Consider the following 23,341-nt stretch of genomic DNA (forward strand, 5'->3'; position numbering starts at 1 on the left):
TGGTGATGGTGGTGGTGCTTTCATCGCCGTCGGCATCGCGCACGGTGTAGGTGAAGGTGTCGGTGGCGCCTGCCTCGGCGACCGAGTTCGGGTTGCTGTGATAAACCGCGTTGCCGCTGGCGTCGAGGGTCAGGTAGCCGTAGGTGCCGTTGATCTGGCTGTTCAGGCCACCGATAGCCGAAGTAGAGGTATCCGAACCGGCGCGCACGCCGATCACTGCACCGAGGCCATCGGCGCCGCCGATGTCATTGACCAGTACGTTGCCGCTGACGGTGCCGCCCTCCACCACCGAATCCACGTCCGCTTTGGCAGTGGGCACGTCGTCGACGATGTTGACCACGATGGTGCTGGTGACCACATTGCCCAGGGAATCGGTGGCCTGATAGGTGAAGGTTTCGTGGGTGACGTTCGGCCCATCGTTGGCGCTTGGCGTGGTGCTCGGTGGCGAGGTCAGGGTGTAGGTGTAGGTGCCGTTGGGATTTAGCACGATTTGACCATAGGCCCCGGTGGCGCTGCCGACCAGTGCGTAGGTGATCGCACCGACGGCGCCGCTGACCGAGCCGACCAAGGTGCCGGACGCGGTTTCACCGGAGTGCCCCGGTTCGCTGCCGGTGACGCTGCCGGCCGCCAGGTCCTGGCCGTCCTTGTTCAGGTCGAGGGCTTTTTCGTAGACGGTGACGTCAGCGTCGCTGACCGCTTGCAGGCAGCTGTTGTAGACGTCGATGGTGATGGTGGTGGTGCTTTCATCGCCGTCGGCATCGCGCACGGTGTAGGTGAACACATCCACTGCACCGGGACCGCTCACGGCGTTCGGGTTGCTGTGATAAACCGCGTTGCCACTGGCATCGAGGGTCAGGTAGCCGTAGGTGCCGTTGATCTGGCTGTTCAGGCCAACGATAGCCGAGGTCGAGGTATCCGAACCGGCGCGCACGCCGACCACTGCACCGCTGGCGGCCGGGCCGTCGGCGCCGCCAATGTCATTGCTCAGCACATTGCCACTGACGGTGCCGCCCTCCTGCACGGAGTCCGCGTCGGGTTTGGCGCTCGGCAAGTCATCGACGATGTTGACGTTGATCTGCCCCGATGCGGTGCTGCCATCGGTGTCGGTTGCGATGACGTTGAGGTTCTCGGTGATGCTGTTGGCGCCGTTGGCAGTCGGGTGGGTTTCGTTATCGGCCAGGGTGTAGCTGTAGCTGACCACGCCGGTGGCCGGGTTGTAGCCGGTGACGGTCAGGGTGCTGCCCAACGGGGTGACGATCGATTGCGGAAAACCGGCTGCCACACCGCCAGTGACGACGGCGATGCCCCCGACGGTCAGGGTTTGCACACCGTCGAGGGCGGTAATGGTGAAGGTGCCGCTCTGGGTCAACGCCGATGCGTTGGGGCTGGTGCCGTCGCCGAGGTTTTTCTCGTAGACGGTCAGTTCGCCGCCCTCGACGTCGAGGCCGTTGATCGTCACACCGTCGTCGTTGTTGTGGATGTTCAGCACCAGATTGGCGGTGCTGCTGTCGCCGTCGGCATCGGTGAGGACGTAGGTGAACGTTTCGGTACCGTTGCCACCGCCATGCAGCGCTTTGAAATCCGCATCGCTGGTGTTCAGGGTGTAGGTGTAAGTGCCGTTGGCATTCAGCACCAGGGTGCCGTAGGTCCCGACGAACGTACCGGGGGTGATCGGGCCGCTGTTTTCACCGACCGGCACGCGATCCGCGCCTTGTATATCGTTGGTCAGCACGTTGCCATTGAGGGTCAGCTGGGTTTCCGACGCCACGCCGTTATCGTCGTCGATGGCTTTGGGCACATCGTCGGTGATGTTGACGTTCAATTCACCGTTGGCGGTGGTGTTGTTGTCATCGACTACCACCACGGCGAACGGCTCGGAAAGGCTGTTGGTGCCGTTGCCCGTCGGGTGAGTTTCGTTATCGGCCAGGGTGTAGCTGTAGCTCACCACGCCGGTAACCGGGTCGAACCCGGTGATGGTCAGCGTACTGCCCAACGGGGTGACGATCGATTGCGGAAAACCGGCTGCCACACCGCCAGTGACGACGGCGATGCCCCCGACGGTCAGGGTTTGCACACCGTCGAGGGCGGTAATGGTGAAGGTGCCGCTCTGGGTCAACGCCGATGCGTTGGGGCTGGTGCCGTCGCCGAGGTTTTTCTCGTAGACGGTCAGTTCGCCGCCCTCGACGTCGAGGCCGTTGATCGTCACACCGTCGTCGTTGTTGTGGATGTTCAGCACCAGATTGGCGGTGCTGCTGTCGCCGTCGGCATCGGTGAGGACGTAGGTGAACGTTTCGGTACCGTTGCCACCGCCATGCAGCGCTTTGAAATCCGCATCGCTGGTGTTCAGGGTGTAGGTGTAAGTGCCGTTGGCATTCAGCACCAGGGTGCCGTAGGTCCCGACGAACGTACCGGGGGTGATCGGGCCGCTGTTTTCACCGACCGGCACGCGATCCGCGCCTTGTATATCGTTGGTCAGCACGTTGCCATTGAGGGTCAGCTGGGTTTCCGACGCCACGCCGTTATCGTCGTCGATGGCTTTGGGCACATCGTCGGTGATGTTGACGTCCAGCGACCCGGTAGCGGTGTCGCCATTGCTGTCACCGGCGACCACAGTGAAGTGTTCGCTGAGGGTGGTACCGTCGCCGCTCGTGTGGGTTTCGCTGCCATTGAGGGTGTAGCTGTAGCTCACAACGCCAGTGGCCGGGTTGTATCCGGTGATGGTCAGGGTACTACCCAACGCAGTGGTGATCGACTGCGGGAAACCGCTGGCTACACCGCCACTGATCACGTTGATCCCGCCGATGCTCAGGCTGCTCAAGCCGTCGGGGGCGTTGATGGTGAACGTACCGTTCTGCGTCAGGGCACTTGGGCTGCTGGCCGAGCCGTTGGAAAGGTTGGCTTCCTTGACGGTCAGCTCACCGCCCTCTACCGACAGGCCGTCGAGGCTGACCGGGTTGTCCGCCACCGGTGGTACCAGCGGGATGACAACCGGAGGAATCCCTGGGGCAACCGGCGTCAGACTGCCATCGTCGGTATCCGTATCGCCTTCGCGGCGACCTTCCGGAAACTCGGGAATGCCATTGAATCCGGCAGTGGGAAAACCGATGATCGGATCGACTCTCCCACCGACCTCCTCCAGCATCACGAAACTGTGCCCGCCTCCCGCCTCACCACCCGGCGCGCCAGTCGATGGTCCCGCCGCGGTGGCTTCCGCGGTTTGCGTCGGGTCGTCACCCGCGGCAATGGCTTTTTGCAGTTGTTCGACATCGCTCAGTTGCGCCTGGCTCGGCGTCACTGCTTCGGCGGTGTCGACGCGGGGGATGTGATTAGTCAATAACTGCGGCGTCAGTTGCAGGCTGCTTCCCCGTCCAAGGGTCAGTTCCTGGCCATTTTGCAAATGCACCGCTACCGCGCCCTCGGCTCCGGTCGACAGTTGATCACCGGCGAACAAGCGGTCGCCCTCGATCAGGACGCGACGCGTGCCGTCGCTTGTCACCGCGAACACCTGCCCGACGACCTTACTGACGATACCGATGAGCGTAGCCATGTGCATTTCCTCCGCTGCCAACCGCTGTCGGCACTTTTTTATTGCGCGGAGCAATGCTTGATGGACGGTTTACCGAGTGCCTGGCGGATCGTCTACCGGCCAGCGGGTTTACCTGAGTAAGCCGCTGCCCTGGCGACGATCTCGCCGGCGTTGCTCACGGTCACGTTTGGTTGCGCAACAAACCCCTTTGCAATCAAAGGCATCGGGAATACATCGCAAATACGCTGCCCTGCGAGCAATGCGTAACGGAGCTGAATCAACCGAGTGACAAAAAACCGTCACACAATTCCGCTACGCCTCCCTCCCCTCCAGCACTTCTCCGCCCTATGTCGATAAGTGGATCGGAACTTTTCACTTGCCCCGATGAGCGCCCTAAAGCTCATAAATCAAGGGCTTTGGTAATGAACAATGTGCTGGATTTTGCGGAGCGCATAAGTTTTTTTCGGCATAGGGCTTATGAGAAAAACTTCTTAGGTTCTCTCCAGAATGTTCTTAGCTCTTCTGTAAAACCCGTGAAACGGTTTACCTATAAATTTCGTCAAATAATTGGCGACTGATTAAGCACCATCAGGACTTCAGGGAGAAGCACCATGCGCCTTTTAACCCCCCTCTGCAGCGCAGTTCTATTGGCCATGGCCTGCACTTCTCAAGCTCACGCCATGTCGCTGACCGAAGCCATCCAGAGCACCATTGCCACTCACCCGGAATTGGCGTCACGAGTGGACAGCCGTCTGTCGGCTGACGAAGACGTGAAAGTCGCGAAGGGGGGCTTTTATCCGTCGGTGGACTTGAATGCCGCATACGGGCGCGGGTACAGCGATAACACCAACACCCGGGCGCTCGGCAAACACCACACGGAAATCCTCAATTACACCCAGTCGGAACTGCGGTTGCGGCAAATGCTTTTCGACGGGTTCAACACTGCCAACGAAGTCGAACGCACCAAAGGCGTAGTCAACTCCCGCGCCTATTACGCCCAGGGCACCGCCCAGGATCTGGCTTTGCGCACCACCGAGGTCTACCTCGAAGTACTCAAGCGCCGTGAGCTGGTGACGCTGGCCAAGAACAACCTGCAGGCACACTTGCGCGTCAACGATCAGATCGGCCTGCGCACCGAGCGCGGAGTCGGCAGCAACGCCGACGCCGACCAGTCCAGTGCCCGTCGGGCATTGGCGGAGAACAACCTCGACACCGCCGAAGTCGACCTGGCCGACGCCGAATCGAACTTCGCCGCCGTCGTTGGGCGCCTGCCCGATGAACTGGAAGCACCGCCCTCGATTCGCGGCGAAGTGCCTGCATCCCTGACGGAAGCCCAGCAGAGCATGGTAGAAAACAACCCGTACCTGAAATCAGCCCAGGCCGACGTGCAATCGGCCGAGAGCCAGTACGAAGTCGCCAAGTCGCCGTTCTACCCGCGCTTCGACGCTGAAGCTGCGGTGGGCGCCAACAACAACATCGCCGGTGAAGAAGGCCATGACAACGAATGGCGGGTCGGCGTGGTGATGAACTACAACCTGTTCCGCGGCGGCAGCGACAAGGCGCGCCTGCAATCGGACGCGCACAAGATCAATCAGGCGATGGACATCCGCAACAACGCCCTGCGCCAGCTCAACGAGAACATTCATCTGGCCTGGAACGCCATGGTCAACGCCAAGAAGCAAACCCCGACCGCCCGTGAGTATGCCGATACCAGCAAACGCGTGCGCATGGCCTACCAGGACCAGTTCGGCCTCGGCCAGCGCACCCTGCTCGATCTGCTGGACAGTGAAAACGAGCTCTACAACGCCAACCGCCGCTACACCGAAGTGCGCTACACCGAGGAATATTCGATGTACCGGATACTGGCGAACATGGGCCAGTTGTTGAGCAAACAGCGGGTCGTGCTGCCAGCCGATGCCATCGCCCAGACCGAAGTGAAAAGCGAAGCCCGTTTGCCTGATCTCAAATAAACACCCCTGCAGGAGCTGCCTCAGGCTGCGATCTTTTGATTTGAACTGTTCAAGATCGCAGCCTGCGGTAACGCTTGCAGGGGGACGTGCAGAAACCGTTACCCATTGATGTAGCGCAACCGGAGCGATCACATTGACCAGCATGGAACCTGGCAACACAGGCGTTGATCCGCGCCTGAGCTTCGATGACCCGCTTCTGGACGGTCTGCTAATCCTCTGCAAACTCCATGGCGCGACGGTCAGTCGCGCCAGCCTGAGTGCCGGGCTGCCAATGGCACACCAACGCCTGAGCCTGGACCTGCTGCCTCGCGCAGCGGCCCGGGCCGGATTGCAGGCACGCCTGCTACGTCGCGAGCTCAAAGACATTTCTCCACTCAACCTTCCCGTGATGCTCCTGCTCAGCCATGGACGCACCGCTGTCCTGCGCCGTTACGGCGAAGACGGTCGGGTGCTGATCCTGCCCAGTGAAGCCGACGGTGGCGAACAGTGGATCAGCCCGCAAGAGCTGGCCGAACACTACAGCGGCCAGGCCCTGTTCGCACGGCCACGGCATGAACTCGAAGACCTGCGCTCGCCCCTCGTTCCCCGCGTACAGGCGTGGTTCAGAGACACGCTGAAACTGTCGAAATGGCTGTACAGCGATGCAATCCTCGCCAGCTTCCTGATCAACCTGTTGGGTTTGATGGTGCCGCTGTTCGTGATGCAGACCTACGATCGCGTAGTGCCGAACCAGGCCACCTCGACCTTGTGGGTCCTGTCCATCGGCCTGCTGATCGGCACCGGTTTCGAGCTGGTGCTGCGCGTGGTGCGCGCGCACTTGCTGGACACCGCCGGCAAGAAGACCGATGTGATTCTTTCGGCGACCCTGTTCGAACGCATCACCGGCATGGCGATGAAAGCGCGGCCTGCGACCATTGGCGGATTCGCCCAAAGCATTCATGACTTCCAGGGTTTGCGGGAATTTCTCACGGCGGTGACCCTGACCAGCCTGATCGACCTGCCCTTTGCGTTGCTGATGCTGGTGGTGATCGGCCTGCTCGGCGGCTGGCTGGTGGTGATTCCGGTGTTGGCGTTTCCGATCACGATCATCTTCGCCATGATCATTCAGACTCGTCTGCGCGACACCGTGCAAAAAAGCTTGAGCCTCGGCGCCGAACGCCAGGCGCTGCTGATCGAAACCCTCGGCGGCCTGGAAACTCTCAAGGCCTGCAGCGCCGAAAGCGAGCGCCAGCACAAATGGGAAAGCACCCACGGCGCCCTCACTCGCCTGGACAGCCATGCGCGCAACCTCTCGGCGCTGGCCACCAACGGCACGCTGTTCATCCAGCAGTTTTCCGGCATGGCGACCATCGTTGCCGGGGTTTACAGCATCATCGCCGGTAACCTCAGCGTTGGCGCACTGGTGGCGACGTACATGCTCGGCAGTCGCGTGCTGGCGCCGCTGGGACAGATCGCCGGGCTGATCACCCGCTACCAGCAAGCACAGTTGACCATGAAGAGTACCGACGCCCTGATGTCGCTGCCCCAGGAGCGCGATGCCCGGCAGCGGCCGCTTGAACGCACGCAACTGCGAGGTGCACTGGATGTGGTCGGCGTGACCTTCCACTACAACGGCCAGGCCGCCCCGGCGCTGGCCAACATCAGCTTCAGCGTCAAACCCGGTGAACGCATCGGCATCATTGGCCGCAGTGGCTCGGGCAAAAGCACGCTGGGGCGCCTGGTGATGGGGTTCTATGAGCCGGAAGAAGGCCAGCTCCTGCTCGATGGCCTGGACTTGCGGCAACTGGACGTCGCCGACCTGCGCCATCAGATCGGCTATGTCGCCCATGACTTGCCGTTGCTGGCCGGCAGCCTGCGCGACAACCTGACACTCGGCGCACGCTACATCAGCGACGCTCGCATGCTTGAAGTCGCCGAGCTCACCGGCGTCACCGAACTGGCCCGGCAACACCCGCAAGGCTTCGACCGGCCCGTCGGCGAGCGTGGGCAATTGCTCTCCGGTGGTCAACGCCAGGCTGTGTTGCTGGCCCGGGCGCTTCTGCTCGACCCGCCGATCATGTTGCTCGATGAGCCGACCAGCGCCATGGACAACAGCAGCGAGGATGTACTGCGGCAAAAACTCCACGGCTGGGTGCAGGGCAAAACCGTGCTGCTGGTCACGCACCGCACCTCGATGCTCAGCCTGGTGGATCGGCTGGTGGTGCTCGACAACGGGCGAATCGCTGCCGACGGGCCGAAAGAAGCGGTTATCGATGCATTGCGCAAGGGCCGCGTCGGCTCGGCGGCTGTCTAGATGCGAATACACAACCTGTGGCGAGGGAGCTTGCTCCCGCTGGGTTGCGAAGCAGCCCCCTCGTTGTGTCACCTGGATCGCGCCAGCCGTTTTTGCGACGGCTTCGCCGCCGAACGGGAGCAAGCTCCCTCGCCACAGGGTTGTGTTCGGCACTATTTCTCTTAACTGACGGGTATCGCCCATGTCTGCTCAAAAGCCAGATTCAGCGCCCCGAGGCTACTTCAACAGCTTCGGCAAAAGCGCCGAAGTCGAGTTCATGCCGGAAACCGCCGGCGCTTCGTTGCAGGACTCGCCGCGCTGGTCGCGGGTGACCGTGTGGCTGGCCGCCGCGCTGCTGATCAGTGCGCTGGTCTGGGCCAAGTTCGCCGTGTTGCAGGAAGTCACCATGGGCGAAGGCAAGGCGATTCCGTCAAGCAAAGTCCAGGTCATCCAGAACCTCGAGGGCGGCATCGTCAGTGAAATCTTCGTGCGTGAAGGGCAAATGGTCAGCAAGGGCGATACCTTGTTGCGCCTCGACGACACGCGCTACCTGTCGAACAAGGGCGAAAGCGAGGCCGATCGCTATGCCCTGACCGCGCAAGTCGAGCGGCTGTCGGCGGAAGCGGAAGGCCGGCCTTTCAAGCTGTCGGAGGAAGTGATTGCCAAGGCGCCGCAAGTGGCCGAGGACGAACGCTCGTTGTACGAACAACGACAACGCCGACTGGCCAGCGAGCAACGCACCCTGACCGAACAACTTCGGCAAAAAACCCAGGAGCTGGCAGAGTTCCGCTCGAAAGCCGGGCAATACAGTTCAAGCCTGGCGCTGGTCAATCAAGAGATGAACATGTCCGAGCCACTGGTGAAAACCGGTGCCGTATCGCCGGTGGAGATTCTGCGGCTCAAGCGCAGCGCCGTGGAAATCCGTGGCTCGCTGAACGCCACGACGCTGGCGATACCTCGTGCTGAGTCCGCGATCGCCGAGATCCGCAGCAAGATCGACGAGTCGGAACAATCCTTCCGTTCGGATGCGGCCAAGGAGCTCAACGAGAAACGCACCGACCTGTCGAAAATCACCGCATCGAGCATCGCCATCGACGACCGCGTGACCCGCACCACAGTGACCTCGCCAGTCAAAGGCATCATCAAGGTTTTGAAGGTCAACACCATCGGCGGCGTGGTCCAGCCAGGCAGCGACATGGTGGAAATCGTGCCACTGGAAGACAACCTGTTGATCGAAGCCAAGGTCCGGCCTCAAGACGTTGCGTTCCTGCATCCTGGCCAGAAAGCCATGGTCAAGTTCACCGCTTACGACTACACGATCTACGGTGGCCTGAGCGCGAAACTGGAGTTGATCGGCGCCGACACCATCACCGATGACAAGGGCAACAGCTTCTATCTGATCCAGGTGCGTACCGATAAAAACCATCTGGGCGGGGACGCCAAGCCGTTGCTGATCATTCCGGGGATGGTAGCGACAGTGGACATCATTACCGGGGAAAAGACGGTGCTGGATTATCTGCTTAAGCCAGTGTTGAAAGCGCGGACCGAGGCGATGCGGGAACGATAGTCCTGAATTCTTCCATGTGGCGAGGGAGCTTGCTCCCGCTGGGCTGCGAGCAGCCCCAAGTGGTGTGTCCGGGCTATCGAATTCGCTGGTTTGGGGCGCGCTTCGCACTCCAGCGGGAGCTTGCTCCCTCGCCACAACGGGTCATCCGCCATGATTGCGCTGGTAAACCTCCTCCCCCATCGCCGCAATCTGCCCCTCGATCAACGCCTCGAACGGTTTCAGCAAAGGCGCAAACGAGGCCGGTGCCTCCAGGGTTTCCAGCGCCTGCACAATCGCTTCCACCGTCGACAACGCTCCCGGCCCCGGCGCCTTGCGCAGTCGATAGCGCGACACGCCACCCTCGGCCAGCGTCACTCTGGGCAATGCCGCCAGCAACGGATTGAGATGCAACATCTTGCGTGCCTTACGCCAGGTACCATCCGGGACCACCAGCAACAACGGCTCGTCAGACGCGGCATACGTCTGCAGCGGCTGTGCATCCTCACCGGGAAACAACAACCGCGCCCGATACCCTGGCTGATGCAACAGCGCCGGCAAATCCGCAAACACCTCACCGACGATCAACTCGGCATTCTGCAACCCGAGTGCCGCCAGACGTGCGGTGTTCAACGCATGATTCACTTCACTCGGATGCTGTAACAACAGCACCCGGGTGCGGCTGTCGAGACTCGGGATCAGCGGACACAAGCAATGACTTTGTGGGCGCAGACAACGCGGACATTGAATTCTGGACATGCTCTTCAGGCCTGATTGAGTTGTGCTTTGAGCAGATCGCGGAAGGTCTGGATCAACGGCTCGCGGCTGCGTCCCCGGCGCATGATCATCGAGAACGGAGCCTGATAACCGAAGGTCGCCGGCAGCAGCACACGCAAATCACCCTTGTCGGCCCAGGCCTGGGCGTAGTGCTCCGGCAGGTAACCGATGTAGGCGCCGGACAACACCAGAATCAGCTGCGCCTCCATACTTTCCACCGTCGCGGCGCTGTGCTTGAAACCGTGGCGGGCCAGTTCCGCCTGGCTCCAGTAGCCACGACCGACCATGCGCTGCTGGGTAATGACCTGCTCGGGAATGCGCCGCTCGTTGAACAGCGGATGCCGCGAACTGCAATACAGCCAGTGCTGTTCGCGGTACAACGGCATGTACACCAGACCGCTCATGCGCGTGGAGAATGCGCCGATGGCCAGGTCAAGACGGTTGTCCTGCACGCCGAGCTGCAACTCATAAGGGCTCATGACCGAAAGGTGCAAGTGCACCGCCGGGTGTTCCTGACTGTAGGCGCCAATGGCTTCAGCGAACGGCAAGGCCTTGTCGCTGACCGTGGAGTCGATCACCCCCAGGTTGAGCGTACCTCGCAATTCGCCCTTGAGCGCGGCGGCGTACTGCTCGAAACCTTCCAGCTCGCCCAGCAGGCGCAGGGTTTCCTGATGGAACAACTCACCCTTGCTGGTCAGGCTGAACCCGCCACGGCCGCGATGGCAAAGCACCAGGCCCAGCGCCGATTCGAGCTGGCTCATGTAAGTGCTGATAGCCGATGTCGATAGATTGAGCTCCTGCTGGGCGTTGGCGAACCCCTGATGACGCACGACGCTGACGAAGATGCGCAAAAGTTTCAGGTCGGGTAAAGCGTTGGCCATGGGCACTCCTGCTCTTGTGGCGAGGGAGCTTGCTCCCGCTCGGCTGCGCAGCAGTCGTAAACCTGCTCATGTGGTTTGTCTGCCGGACTTGGGTGAATGGTTTGGGGGTGCTTCGCCCCCCAGCGGGAGCAAGCTCCCTCGCCACGGGGTTCTGTAGACCGCCTCAAGTCTATCTCCCTCCCCGCCATTAGTTTAGAAAAATCTGAACTAAGTATTTGCCCGTAGCGATTCTTCCCGACCACTACATTTCGCAGAATCGGCCCACAACGGTGCCCGTACCTTCCGTGAACGGCGCAACCCAATAAATAAAACAACGACGATGAGGCCCTACCCGTGGACAAGATTCTTCACCAACCACTGGGCGGCAACGAAATGCCGCGCTTCGGCGGCATCGCCACCATGCTCCGACTCCCCCATGTACCGACTGCTGCCGGCCTGGACGCGGCCTTCGTTGGCGTGCCGCTGGACATCGGTACTTCGCTGCGCCCCGGTACCCGCTTCGGACCACGTGACATCCGCGCCGAATCGGTGATGATCCGCCCGTACAACATGGCCACCGGTGCTGCACCGTTCGATTCGCTGTCGGTTGCCGATATCGGCGACGTGGCGATCAACACCTTCAACCTGCTGGATGCCGTGCGGATCATCGAAGAGTCCTACGACAACATCCTTGAACACGACGTGATCCCGCTGACCCTCGGCGGCGACCACACCATCACCCTGCCGATCCTGCGTGCCATCCATAAAAAGCACGGCAAAGTCGGCCTGGTGCACATCGACGCCCACGCCGATGTCAACGATCACATGTTCGGCGAGAAAATCGCCCACGGCACCACCTTCCGCCGCGCCGTCGAAGAAGGCCTGATTGACCCGGACCGCGTTGTACAAATCGGTCTGCGCGCCCAGGGCTACACCGCTGACGACTTCAACTGGAGCCGTAACCAGGGCTTCCGTGTGGTCCAGGCCGAAGAGTGCTGGCACAAATCCCTGGCGCCATTGATGGCCGAAGTCCGCGAGAAAGTCGGCGGTGGTCCGGTGTACCTGAGCTTCGACATCGACGGCATCGACCCGGCTTGGGCACCCGGCACCGGTACCCCGGAAATCGGCGGTCTGACGACCATTCAGGCGATCGAGATCGTTCGCGGCTGCCAAGGCCTCGACCTGATCGGTTGCGATCTGGTAGAAGTCTCGCCCGCTTACGACACCACCGGCAACACCTCGCTGCTGGCCGCCAACCTGCTGTACGAAATGCTCTGCGTACTGCCTGGCGTGGTCCATCGCTGAGGATCGGTCATGAACGAACGTGATCAGGTTTTGAACGCGGCGGCCGATCTGGTCGCCGCCTTCGCCCGTAACGATCGAGAAGCCTACTTCGGTGCGTTCAGCGCCGATGCCAGCTTTGTTTTCTACACCCTCGGCCAGCCGCTGCTGTCGCGCGATGCCTACCAGGCGTTGTGGGACAGCTGGCGTGCCGAGGATGGCTTCGAGGTGCTGTCGTGCACGTCGAGCAACGCCTTCGTCAGCCTGCAGGGTGACGTGGCGATTTTCATTCATGACGTTGCCACCGAGCTGCGCATGCAAGGGGAGCAACACTTCAGCCAGGAGCGCGAGACGATTGTTTTCAAGAAACAAGCGTCTGGCCAAGAACAACAAGGCCTATGGCTGGCCTGTCACGAACATTTGTCCGCAATGCCGGAAGGGCTGCCACCCCCTTAGCCAAACAGGTGACGCTCACACACGATGAGCGCGCCTTTATGATCGGAGCAGATCATGAATAACAACAACAAAGAAAAAAGCCTTAGCATCGAAACAAACGGGGTCGAACAGATTCCGGACAATGAGCGCACCGCCCGGCCCAGCGACCTGTTTCGCTTGATCTTCGGCGGCGCCAACACCTTTGCCACCGCCGTGCTCGGCAGTTTCCCGGTTCTGTTCGGCCTGTCTTTCCAGGCGGGCGTCTGGGCGATTGTGCTGGGCGTCGTGCTCGGTGCGCTGATCCTGGCGCCGATGGGCCTGTTCGGTCCGATCAACGGCACCAACAACGCGGTGTCTTCCGGTGCACACTTCGGCGTGCACGGGCGGATCGTCGGCTCCTTCCTGTCCCTGTTGACCGCTATCGCGTTCTTCTCGCTCTCTGTCTGGAGTTCGGGGGACGCATTGGTGGGCGGCGCGAAACGCTTGATCGACCTGCCGGAAACCGACCTGACCCTGGGTCTGGCCTACGGTTTGTTCGCGCTGCTGGTGCTGACAGTGTGCATCTACGGTTTCCGTTTCATGTTGTGGGTCAACCGCATCGCGGTGTGGGCGGCGAGCCTGTTGTTCCTGCTGGGCATCTTCGCGTTCGCCCCGGCGTTCGACAGTCAGTACGCCGGTACCGTGGCCATGGGTCAGGCTGGTTTCTGGGCAGCGTTCATCGGCGCAGCACTGGTTGCCATGAGCAATCCGATTTCCTTCGGTGCGTTCCTCGGCGACTGGTCGCGCTACATCCCGCGTGAAACGCCGAAAGGCCGGATCATGCTCGCGGTGATCGCCGCGCAACTGGCGACGCTGATTCCGTTCCTGTTCGGCCTCGCCACCGCGACGATCGTGGCGATCAAGGCACCGGACTACATTGCGGCCAACAATTATGTCGGCGGGCTGTTGGCGGTTTCGCCCACCTGGTTCTTCCTGCCGGTGTGTTTGATTGCGGTGATCGGCGGCATGTCCACCGGCACCACGTCGCTTTATGGCACCGGGCTGGACATGTCCAGCGTGTTCCCACGGGTGTTGTCGCGGGTCAAGGCCACGCTGCTGATCGGTGTGATGTCGATTGCCTTCATCTTCATCGGTCGCTTCGCGGCGAACCTGGTGCAGAGCGTGTCGACTTTCGCCGTACTGATCATCACCTGCACCACGCCATGGATGGTGATCATGATCATCGGCCTGGTGACGCGTCGCGGTTTCTACTGCCCGGATGACCTGCAAGTGTTCACCCGTGGCGAGAAAGGTGGGCGCTACTGGTTCACCCACGGCTGGAACTGGCGTGGCATGGGCGCCTGGATCCCGAGCGCGGCCGTCGGCCTGTGCTTCGTCAACCTGCCGGGGCAGTTTGTCGGTCCGCTGGGCAACCTGGCCGATGGCATCGACATCAGCCTGCCGGTGACACTGGGCCTGGCCTCGGTGGTGTACCTGATGTTGCTCAAGATGTTCCCGGAAGCGCACGCGGTGTTCGGCCCGAACGATTCACGCAGCAAGAGCACGGACCCGCTCGTTAAACCGGCGATGCGGCAAGTCGCCTGAAAAAACGCACGAACCTGTGGACAACGCATGACCTGTAGGAGCGACGCTTGCCCGCGAAGAACGATGACGCGGTCAGGCTGACTCACCGCGGCACCCCATTCGCGGGCAAGCCACGCTCCTACAGGAATACATTCACAGGAACTGATTTTCAGCCTCACATAAAAAAGACAATCGGAGACACGCCATCATGGCTTTGGATTTATTCGTCGTACTCATCTACGCCGCCGCGATGCTGATACTCGGCTACTACGGCATGCGCAAGGCCAAGACCAACGAAGATTTTTTGGTTGCCGGTCGCAATCTCGGCCCTAGCCTGTACATGGGCACCATGGCGGCCACCGTCCTGGGCGGCGCGTCCACTGTGGGCACCGTGCGTCTGGGCTACGTGCATGGCATCTCCGGTTTCTGGCTGTGCGCAGCCCTGGGTTGCGGGATCGTGGCGTTGAACCTGTTCCTCGCCAAGCCGCTGCTGAAACTGAAGATCTACACCGTTACCCAGGTGCTGGAAAAACGCTACAACCCGATGGCCCGCTCGGCGAGCGCGGTGATCATGCTGGCCTATGCCCTGATGATCGGCGTGACCTCGATCCTGGCGATCGGCACCGTATTGCAAGTGCTGTTCGGGTTGCCGTTCTGGATTTCGGTAGTGCTCGGTGGTGGTGTGGTAGTGGTTTACTCGGCCATCGGCGGCATGTGGTCGCTGACCCTGACCGACATCGTCCAGTTCGTGATCAAGACCGTTGGCCTGATGTTCATCCTGTTGCCGATCTGCCTGTACCGCGTCGGTGGTTGGGATGAGTTGGTGTTGAAACTGCCGGCGGCGAGCTTCAGCTTCACCACCATTGGTTGGGACACCATCATCACCTACTTCATGATCTACTTCTTCGGCATCCTGATCGGTCAGGACATCTGGCAGCGGGTGTTCACCGTCAAGACCGCCAAAGTCGCTCAGGTTGCCGGCACCGCTGCCGGTATCTACTGCATCCTCTACGGCCTGGCCTGCGCCTTGATCGGCATGGCTGCACACGTACTGATTCCGGATCTGGACAACGTCAACAACGCCTTCGCCGCCATCGTGAAACTGTCCCTGCCGGACGGTATCCGCGGTCTGGTAATCGCTGCAGCACTCGCGGCCATGATGTCCACCGCCAGCGCCGGCCTGCTCGCCGCTGCCACCACCCTGACCGAAGACCTGCTGCCGAAACTGCGTGGCGGTAAGCAATCGAGCCTGGGCCTGAACCGCCTGGTCACCATGCTCACCGGTATCGTGGTACTCGGGATCGCCCTGGTGGTGAACGACGTGATCAGCGCCCTGACCCTGGCCTACAACTTGTTGGTAGGTGGCATGCTGATCCCATTGATCGGTGCGATTTTCTGGAAACGCGCTACCACCGCCGGCGCCATCGCCAGCATGGGCCTGGGCTTCGTCACTGCGCTGGTGTTCATGGTCAAGGACGGTCTGGATGCCAACACCCCGATCTACTACAGCCTGGCTGTTGGCCTGGTGAGCTTCGTCGTGGTCAGCCTGCTGTCCCGTCGTCCGGTGACACTGGCCAGCGCTGCCTAAGCTGAACACAACGAATTGATGTTTTCTTCGACGGGTGTGGCGTCGGTTGCCTCACCCGTTTTTTTTCGCCTGGAGAAAATGTCGTATGCAGAGCCACGTGATTGACGAGTGGTAACGCCAGCATGGCGCAAGCCTGCTGTACTCAATACCAGGAACCCATCCAGCAGGGACGACAATCGATTTGGCGTGCCCCCATGAACAAAGCAGCCGTGCGTGCCGCCGTGCATCAATTCATCAGCCGCTTGCTGGAAGGCCGGGATGATTTCGACGACAACGCCAGTCTGGCGCAGTTGGGATTGGATAAAGCGGATATCGAAGATTTGATCTTCCATCTGGAAGATGAATTCGGTTTGACGGCTTTTACCGCCGAAGAAGACACGATGCTCAAGACCGCCAGAACGGCAAATGACCTGAGTCGGTTTTTAATTGAGATCGGGCGGCATTGACAGCCTGATCACCGCCCTATGCCTTGTACGCGCACCTGTAGCAGCGAAACTGCTCGCAAAAAACTCCAAGCGCCACGTACTTTCAGGCAGCCGACAGCATTGTCAACGTCCACTGCGAGCGTGCTCGCTCCTGCAGGACTACCGGCGGCGCTGCTGGCGTCGACGCTGTTCGTCGTCCGTACGGATGGGCACAGGTTGCAGAGGCGGTTCGATCAGACCGAGTGCGACACCCAGGTCGTGCAGCCAATTTTGGATTTTCTCTTTCATGATGCCCCCTTCAGGGTAGTGCCGAGCGGCCAAAATTCTGTAGCCCCTTCGCACTGATAATAGTCCGAAGTCCTGAGCAATGCTCGCCCAAAGTGGCAATGATCTGTTACTGAATGGATCACAATCGAGCGCCATTAAATCATGCAATCGCCCGGGCCTGGCTTTGTGCCGACGGATAGACCGCTTGCTGTTCCTCGATCCACGCATTCAGGTTGGCCCCCACCATGCCCTTGCGCCACATCAGCCACGTGGTTGCGCTGGCAAAAGGCTCGGGGAGCGGGTGCACCGCTACGCTTTCACGCCCCGGCAGGCTTGCCAGCATCGACTCCGACATCAATGCCACGCCGGAGCCGGCAATCACGCACGCGAGCATCCCCGGGTAGGACTCGATTTCCATCGCCCGGCCCATGGCCGCGTGATCGTGAGAGAACCAGGACTCCAGGCGCATCCGATAAGAGCACCCTTGGCGAAAGGTGAATACCGAACGCCCTTCCACGTCACGCGCGCTACGCACCGGCGGGTGGTCGGCTTCGCTGATCAGCACCAGTCGTTCCTCACACAACAGCACGCCGTCGATCACTGCCAACTCTGGCGGCCCATCCACAAGTGCCGCATCGAGGCGGCCGGTGAGCAAACCTTCCAGCAGCTCACCGCTGGGTCCGGACTGCACTTGCAGGTTCACCGCCGGGTAGCGCCGGTGATAGCGGGCCAGCAACGCCGGCAGATGAATCGCAGCAGTGCTGTACATGGTGCCGAGAACGAAGTCGCCGGCCGGTTGACCGCCCTGCACCGCTGCATGGGCTTCGTCGTGCAAGGCGAACAACCTGGCGGTGTAGTCCAGCAGGACTTTTCCCGCAGGCGACAACTGCAGCCGCTGACGCTCGCGTACGAACAATTCAACGCCGAGTTGTTCTTCGAGTTGCTTGAGCCGTGTCGACAGGTTGGATGGCACCCGGTGCAGGCGTTCGGCGGCACGGGTGATGGAGGCTTCCTCCGCCACCGCCTGGAAGATCCGCAACTGACTGAATTCCACACCTTTCTCCAAAAATGAACAACTCAGCCACTATTGTTCATCTATGAAGAAAATCAATCAATCCCGGCCTGACGGTTGCCTGTGTTCTCGCTCAGCTTTGACCCAGCGCCCTGCGCAATCGGCGGCGAACCCACTGCTCAGCGCTGACGAAGGTGATGCCCAACAACACCAGGACCGCGCCAATCACGAAGTTCAGGCTCAGCTCTTCGCCCAAGAGCAACACGCCGAACGTGACACCGAACAGCGGCGTCATGAACGAAAACACCGCCAGGTTTGCCGCCAGATAACGGCGCAGCAGCCAGAACCAGATCAGATAGCTGAAGAACGACACCACCACACCTTGGAACAGCACGCTGGTGACCGCCACGGTGGTCAGGCTGACATGGGTGATTTGACCGCTGAGCAGCGCGATCAACAGCAGGCCGACAAAACCGACTACCAATTGATAGAACAACGTCAGTGTCACGGGCGCCTCAGACAGCCGCGAAGCCCTCACCACTACTGTCGTCGCGCCCCAGGCCGCACCCGCCATTACGCCCAGCGCGTCACCGAGCAGCATGCGGCGATCGAGGTTATCCCACGAAACCCCACCGGCAAACGCGATGCCGATCCCGATGAATGCCAGAATAATCCCCAGCCATTGCACCGGCCGTAAACGCTCACTGGGCAATAACCAATGCACGCCCAACGCCGTGAAGATCGGCGCGGTATAAAGAAACACCGACATGTGCGCTGCAGTGGTCAGTTGCAGGCCTTCTGAGATGAAGAAAAACTCCAGGCCAAACAAGGCACCGGCCAACAGCCCGCCGCGCCACGTGGAGCCGACCTGGTCCCAACCGCCCTTCCAGCAGATCAACAGTCCTACGAGCAATGCAGACATGCCCGACCGCCCTGCCGCCTGCATGACCGGCGCGATGTCGGGTGCCGCCCACTTGATCATCACCTGCTGAACACCCCAGACCAGGCACAACCCCAGCATCACCTGCAGGGCAAATCCATCGGCGCTGCGCCGGGTGGCGCTCACCTTGAAACCTCGACATCACAAAACATGGCGGTGGCTCGACAGTTAAAGCAAAGCCCCGGCCTGCTTGTTGGCCAAGCGGTGCCGGGGCGGATTTCAGGCTGTAGGGTGACCTCGCAGGCAACACCCTGAAGTGTTGACTACAAGCAGCAATCAGCTCAGCTCAATACGATCGGCATGAATGACGATCTGGCCGTTCTTGTACAACGCACCGATGGCCTTCTTGAAGTTGCCTTTGCTGACACCGAACATGCTGCTGATAACGGTTGGGTCGCTTTTGTCGCTGACTGGCAAAGTGCCGTTGTTCTCACGCAACTTGGCGAGGATCTTCGAGTTCAGGCTGCTCGCCGCTTCCTGGCCAACCGGTTGCAGGCTCAGACTGATCTTGCCATCGGCACGAACTTCCTTGATGAAGCCCTTCTCTTCTTTGCCGGCGCGCATGAACTTGAAGATTTCGTTCTTGTGGATCAGGCCCCAGTGCTTGTTGTTGATGATTGCCTTGAAGCCCATGTCCGTGGCTTCGGCAACCAGCAGATCAACTTCCTGGCCGGGCGTGTAGTTGGCCGGAGTTTTGTCCAGGTAGCGGTCCAGACGCGCCGTCGCGGTGATGCGGCGAGTGTGCTTGTCGAGATAGACGTGCACCACGGCGTATTCACCCGCTGACATCTGACGCTTTTCTTCCGAGTACGGCAGCAACAGATCCTTGGGCAAGCCCCAATCCAGGAACACCCCAATGCTGTTGACTTCAACAACTTTCAAACTGGCGAATTCACCGACTTGAACTTTCGGCTTTTCAGTTGTTGCGATGAGTTTGTCATCGCTGTCCAAATATACAAATACGTTGAGCCAGTCTTCATCTTCGCTTGGAACATCTTTTGGAATATAACGATTCGGCAAAAGAATTTCGCCGTCCGCACCACCGTCCAGATATAAACCGAAGTTAGTGTGTTTAACCACTTGCAAACTGTTGTAACGCCCGACTAAAGCCATGTCCAATACCCTCATTACGTGGCGGCATTCTACCCGGTTTTGCGGGCCGCGTTCGGTGGGCGGTCCGGTGGTGGGAGAAAAACCTCTGAAGGCCGCAATTTTTCTGGGTTCGGCCACGACCGCTGGCCGCTCGTCTGATCGATCTGTCCACTTTCATGGCGCCCCAAGCAGCGCATAAAACGCCTTTTTCGAGAGCTGTTTTTATTTAAAACAGCGACTTAGGAAAAAACTCCAACAATTAACCGCCGTTTATTTTTCCTGTACATCGAATGCTTCAGGGGATATTTGCCAAGCAAATTGCAGGCATTTCCTGTACGATGCCTGGCCAAGTTAATTTTCTACAGGTTAATGGCCGCCATGCGCGTAAAAGCATCCAACAGCAAAGCAAAGCCAGCTCCAGCCGTCGAAACCAGCGAATCGATCAATAACCAGATCGCTGCATTCCTCAAATCCGGCGGTGAAATCCAGCAAATTGCCAAAGGCGTAAGCGGCCAGACGTTCGGCCCGTCCAAGCAGATCACGCTGGGCAAAAAGTAAAAACCACGCCTTACCTGGTCCCTGGGCGCTTTGAGCTTCGAAGCGTCTGGACTGGAACTCTGCAATAGCCTCCCCCCAACATCACCAATCTCGTAAAAATCGACGAACGGCCCTCGATGCCTGTCATTCGCCGGTATCCTTGCACGCGTCTAGATCAAGCGTTTCAGCAGGCCAAACCGCCTGCACTCGCTGTTCATGGAGTGACGCATGCAAAAACTCTCCTGCCTTTGCTTACTACTCGGCGCTCTGCTGGCGTGCTCCGTTGCCCAGGGTCAGGTTTTTCAGCGCGAGCTGGGCGATTTCGACCTGAAACTCGGTACCAACCCAGCTCGCAGCATGGCCCAGGGTCTGGTCAAACCTTCCGCCGTCGGTTCATTCCATGGTGGCCTGGACCTGACCCATGACAGCGGTTTCTACTTCGGCCAATGGTCACCCAGCATGGGAATCAGTCCCGGGAAAAATCTCGAAATCGATTCCTACGCAGGCTTTAAACAGCCTTTCGACCAAACGCTCGGTTACGAAGTGGGCATCATTCATTACAGCTATCCCGAAGTGGAAACCCTCGACAGTCAGGAACTGTTCGCAGGCTTGACCTTGCTGGGCAGCCGTTTCGGCGTTGCGTTGAGCAACGACCCGGACAAACAGAACAGCACCCTGTTCGCCAATCTCAGCGGCAATGAGCCCTTCGGCATCGGGATCAGTATGAAATACACCACCCACCAGTTGAATACTCCGGTGGCTGTGGACGGTGGTTACGTAGGCAGTTTCACTGATTGGTCGGTGAAGTTGTCCCGCCCCTTCATGGGAATCGACCTTGACCTGATCTACAGTGATTCCAGCCTCAGCGGCAGCACTTGTTCAGCCTATTCCGGGCACAACAACCAGTGTGACGGACTTGTCACACTCAAGGCCGAACGCAGCTTCTATTGATCGGCTGAACTGCCGGCCTCCTCTTGCGTTCACATGAGAATCAGATTCCGAAGCCAGGCCTTCGCAAGGATTCGCCCATGTCTCGCTGGTTAAAATATATCGCCTGTGCACTCATTTGCAGCCTGACCCTGGGCGCGTGCAGTCGCATGGGCCTGGCCTATCGCAACCTCGATGTGATCATTCCCTGGACGCTCAGCGATTACCTGGACATGAACGGCGAGCAGAAAGGCTGGTTTCACGAGCGCCTCAAGGAACATTTGAGTTGGCACTGCTCCACGCAAATGCCCGGCTACCTTGACTGGCTGGACCGCTTGCAAAACATGGTCGCCAGCAATCAGGTCACCGATGCCGCACTGCAGGACCGCGCCACCGAAGCCAAGCAGGCGATCGCCGAAACCGCGCGGGAAATCACTCCGTCAGCGGTCCAGTTGCTGCGGGGGCTGGATGACAAACAGGTGGCAGAGATGAACGAGGCGTTCGCCAAAGACCAGCGCAAACGTCAGGAGAAATACCTAAACCCCTCCCTTGATCAGCAGATCAAGGATCGCGGCGAACGCATGGAAAAGCGCCTGAATGACTGGCTCGGACCACTCAGTCAGGCCCAGCGGCAACGAGTAGCGGCGTGGTCGAATGCCTTGGGCGACCAGAATACGGAGTGGATTGCCAACCGTGCTCACTGGCAAAAGCAATTCAGCGCAGCGGTAGCCCAACGTCAGAGCCCAGAATTCCCACAGCGAATCGAGACGCTTCTGGTCGACCGAGAACGCCTGTGGACACCGGCTTATCGGCAGGCCTTTGCCAAAACCGAAGCGCAAGCGCGTTCGCTGTTTGTCGACCTGATGGCAGAAAGCACGCCGGAACAACGTCAACGGCTGCTGACAAAGATTGAAGGCGTGAAGAAAGACTTCAGTGATCTGAAGTGCCTGAAAGCGGCAAAGCAGGGTTGAAGATCAAAAGATCGCAGCCTGCGGATGCCGTGTGCCGCAGACTGCAAACTAGTGATTCAGGCGATCTGCGCTTTCGACGCGACCTCATCAAACGTCAGCTCATCCAGCGCATCTTCCTGTTCATCGAGCACTTGCCGAGGATGCTCATTGCCCGGAATGCTGCTGTCGATCAGGCTCAATAAACTCGAGCCCCGGGGCGTCAGAATGTAGTTGGCACCGGTGCCGCCCTGTTCCTCAGGCCGAGGTTCGATGTAGCCCCGCTCCAGCAGGAGCTTTTCATATTCGCCCGCCACCGCTTTCAGATGGTCAAGGTTCTCTGTCTGTTCACCCTCCGACGCCTTTTCTGCTGCGTATTGCTCGGCATAGGGCCGTGGGGTAAAGCTGGCTTCGCCGCGCTGCACCTCGTGCAGCAAGCGCTCGATCAAATCCCAGTTATAAGTCGTCATCCTGCAACCTCCGGTGCCCGTGAGTGGGGGCTTCATAGTGTGTGACCGGCAGGCCGGGCGGCCGTTCACCCTGGATTTTTCAGCCCGACCGACCGGCGGCATGTCGAATTCCAGGCATGCCAAACGACTAGGCTGTGTAAGTCACTCCCAGCCCCACGCAGGAGAAAAAACAATGAACGTTCAGAACCATCCCGTCGTGTCGCGGGAAGAATGGCTCGCCGCCCGCAAGCAACACCTGGCCCACGAAAAAGCCTTCACCAAGGAACGGGATAAACTCAGCGCCGAACGCCGCGCCTTGCCTTGGGTGAAAATCGACAAGGACTACCACTTTCAAGGTCCGAACGGCGAATTGAAGCTCGCCGACCTGTTTGGCGGCCGCAGTCAGTTGATCATTTACCATTTCATGTTCGCCGAGGGCTGGGACGAAGGTTGCCCCGGGTGTTCGTTTCTTTCCGACCACATCGATGGCGCCAATCAGCACCTGGCCCACCATGACGTTGCAGTGGTGGCGGTTTCCCACGCACCTTTCGCCGAATTCCAGGCATTCAAGCGACGCATGGGGTGGAAGTTTGACTGGGTCTCGTCAGAGGGCTGCGACTTCAACTACGACTTTGGCGTCTCGGCCAGAGCTGAAGATGTCGCCGCCGGCAAGGCCACCTACAACTACGAAAAAACTGACGGCTCCGAGGAAGAACTTCCGGGCCTCAGCGTGTTTTATCGCAACGAGGATGGCGAAATTTTTCACACCTACTCAACCTATGCCCGAGGCCTGGACATGCTGGTGGGTGCCTACAACTACCTGGATTTGACGCCCAAGGGGCGAAATGAAGAGGAGATCATGGAGTGGGTGAAGCATCACGATAAATATGACGATAATGCCCCGGCAAGTTGCTGCCATGGGTGAATCTG

20 protein-coding genes are annotated in these 23,341 nt (G+C 59.9%); 12 read left to right on the forward strand and 8 right to left on the reverse strand.

The window, feature by feature from the left end; genetic code table 11:
- The coding region (locus D8U73_RS29490) for a retention module-containing protein (RefSeq protein ID WP_241668517.1) at positions 1–3,547 on the reverse strand (3,547 nt) is incomplete at its 3' end.
- Positions 3,548–4,137: 590 nt separating this feature from the next.
- Here D8U73_RS29490 and D8U73_RS13770 point away from each other — a divergent pair.
- The 3 genes from D8U73_RS13770 to D8U73_RS13780 all read left to right on the forward strand — a co-directional run bounded on the left by D8U73_RS13770 (position 4,138) and on the right by D8U73_RS13780 (position 9,335).
- On the forward strand, positions 4,138–5,496 hold the full coding sequence (locus D8U73_RS13770; protein WP_056853075.1) for a TolC family outer membrane protein: 1,359 nt from the start codon (positions 4,138–4,140) through the stop codon (positions 5,494–5,496).
- A gap of 133 nt (positions 5,497–5,629) precedes the next feature.
- Positions 5,630–7,789, forward strand: a complete 2,160-nt coding sequence (locus tag D8U73_RS13775) for a type I secretion system permease/ATPase (RefSeq protein ID WP_130904788.1) — start codon at positions 5,630–5,632, stop codon at positions 7,787–7,789.
- A gap of 181 nt (positions 7,790–7,970) precedes the next feature.
- Complete coding sequence (locus D8U73_RS13780; protein WP_130904789.1) at positions 7,971–9,335, forward strand: HlyD family type I secretion periplasmic adaptor subunit; 1,365 nt, start codon at positions 7,971–7,973, stop codon at positions 9,333–9,335.
- Positions 9,336–9,476: 141 nt separating this feature from the next.
- Here D8U73_RS13780 and D8U73_RS13785 read toward each other — a convergent pair whose 3' ends face one another.
- Both D8U73_RS13785 and D8U73_RS13790 read right to left on the reverse strand, forming a co-directional pair.
- Positions 9,477–10,070: a DTW domain-containing protein gene (locus tag D8U73_RS13785; protein ID WP_056853078.1), complete on the reverse strand. Its 594-nt coding sequence runs from the start codon at positions 10,068–10,070 to the stop codon at positions 9,477–9,479.
- A gap of 5 nt (positions 10,071–10,075) precedes the next feature.
- Complete coding sequence (locus D8U73_RS13790; protein WP_056853079.1) at positions 10,076–10,969, reverse strand: LysR family transcriptional regulator; 894 nt, start codon at positions 10,967–10,969, stop codon at positions 10,076–10,078.
- Between the two features lie 333 nt (positions 10,970–11,302).
- Here D8U73_RS13790 and speB point away from each other — a divergent pair, with 333 nt between their 5' ends.
- The 5 genes from speB to D8U73_RS13820 all read left to right on the forward strand — a co-directional run bounded on the left by speB (position 11,303) and on the right by D8U73_RS13820 (position 16,261).
- Positions 11,303–12,253, forward strand: a complete 951-nt coding sequence (gene speB, locus D8U73_RS13795) for an agmatinase (RefSeq protein WP_056853080.1) — start codon at positions 11,303–11,305, stop codon at positions 12,251–12,253.
- Between the two features lie 9 nt (positions 12,254–12,262).
- Entirely contained in the window at positions 12,263–12,685 is a 423-nt protein-coding gene (locus D8U73_RS13800) for a nuclear transport factor 2 family protein (RefSeq protein WP_056853081.1), read from the forward strand.
- 51 nt (positions 12,686–12,736) lie between these two features.
- Entirely contained in the window at positions 12,737–14,248 is a 1,512-nt protein-coding gene (locus D8U73_RS13805) for a cytosine permease (protein ID WP_241668518.1), read from the forward strand.
- A 187-nt stretch (positions 14,249–14,435) separates the two neighbouring features.
- The gene (locus tag D8U73_RS13815) at positions 14,436–15,815 is read left to right on the forward strand and encodes a sodium:solute symporter (protein ID WP_056853083.1); all 1,380 of its coding nucleotides are present in this window, start codon (positions 14,436–14,438) and stop codon (positions 15,813–15,815) included.
- Between the two features lie 194 nt (positions 15,816–16,009).
- Positions 16,010–16,261 carry an acyl carrier protein gene (locus tag D8U73_RS13820; RefSeq protein ID WP_130904805.1) on the forward strand — a complete coding sequence of 84 codons (252 nt, stop codon included), beginning with the start codon at positions 16,010–16,012 and terminating at the stop codon, positions 16,259–16,261.
- A gap of 138 nt (positions 16,262–16,399) precedes the next feature.
- On the opposite strand, the gene D8U73_RS29670 is transcribed toward D8U73_RS13820, so the two are convergent.
- The 4 genes from D8U73_RS29670 to D8U73_RS13835 all read right to left on the reverse strand — a co-directional run bounded on the left by D8U73_RS29670 (position 16,400) and on the right by D8U73_RS13835 (position 19,572).
- On the reverse strand, positions 16,400–16,528 hold the full coding sequence (locus D8U73_RS29670) for a PA1414 family protein (RefSeq protein WP_007914492.1): 129 nt from the start codon (positions 16,526–16,528) through the stop codon (positions 16,400–16,402).
- Between the two features lie 139 nt (positions 16,529–16,667).
- Complete coding sequence (locus tag D8U73_RS13825; RefSeq protein WP_056853085.1) at positions 16,668–17,561, reverse strand: LysR family transcriptional regulator; 894 nt, start codon at positions 17,559–17,561, stop codon at positions 16,668–16,670.
- A gap of 91 nt (positions 17,562–17,652) precedes the next feature.
- Positions 17,653–18,585, reverse strand: coding sequence for a DMT family transporter (locus D8U73_RS13830; protein ID WP_130904791.1), 933 nt, complete (start codon positions 18,583–18,585; stop codon positions 17,653–17,655).
- Positions 18,586–18,735: 150 nt separating this feature from the next.
- Positions 18,736–19,572: a S1-like domain-containing RNA-binding protein gene (locus D8U73_RS13835; RefSeq protein WP_056853087.1), complete on the reverse strand. Its 837-nt coding sequence runs from the start codon at positions 19,570–19,572 to the stop codon at positions 18,736–18,738.
- Between the two features lie 348 nt (positions 19,573–19,920).
- Here D8U73_RS13835 and D8U73_RS13840 point away from each other — a divergent pair, with 348 nt between their 5' ends.
- The 3 genes from D8U73_RS13840 to D8U73_RS13850 all read left to right on the forward strand — a co-directional run bounded on the left by D8U73_RS13840 (position 19,921) and on the right by D8U73_RS13850 (position 21,986).
- Positions 19,921–20,109, forward strand: coding sequence for a hypothetical protein (locus tag D8U73_RS13840; RefSeq protein ID WP_017337097.1), 189 nt, complete (start codon positions 19,921–19,923; stop codon positions 20,107–20,109).
- 207 nt (positions 20,110–20,316) lie between these two features.
- Positions 20,317–21,039 carry a TorF family putative porin gene (locus tag D8U73_RS13845; RefSeq protein ID WP_130904792.1) on the forward strand — a complete coding sequence of 241 codons (723 nt, stop codon included), beginning with the start codon at positions 20,317–20,319 and terminating at the stop codon, positions 21,037–21,039.
- Positions 21,040–21,116: 77 nt separating this feature from the next.
- The gene (locus D8U73_RS13850; protein WP_130904793.1) at positions 21,117–21,986 is read left to right on the forward strand and encodes a DUF6279 family lipoprotein; all 870 of its coding nucleotides are present in this window, start codon (positions 21,117–21,119) and stop codon (positions 21,984–21,986) included.
- A gap of 56 nt (positions 21,987–22,042) precedes the next feature.
- Here the strand turns inward: D8U73_RS13850 and D8U73_RS13855 are convergent, their stop codons facing one another.
- Positions 22,043–22,432 (reverse strand): hypothetical protein, encoded by a 390-nt coding sequence (locus tag D8U73_RS13855; protein WP_056853090.1) that lies wholly within the window; start codon positions 22,430–22,432, stop codon positions 22,043–22,045.
- A gap of 172 nt (positions 22,433–22,604) precedes the next feature.
- On the opposite strand from D8U73_RS13855, the gene D8U73_RS13860 reads away from it, so the two are divergent.
- A complete protein-coding gene (locus D8U73_RS13860) occupies positions 22,605–23,336 on the forward strand; it encodes a thioredoxin family protein (protein WP_130904794.1) in 732 nt (243 codons plus the stop codon).
- The last annotated feature ends 5 nt before the right edge of the window (positions 23,337–23,341 follow it).

The sequence above is a fragment of the Pseudomonas sp. Sample_22 genome, from assembly GCF_004307635.1.
Taxonomy (GTDB): Bacteria; Pseudomonadota; Gammaproteobacteria; order Pseudomonadales; family Pseudomonadaceae; genus Aquipseudomonas.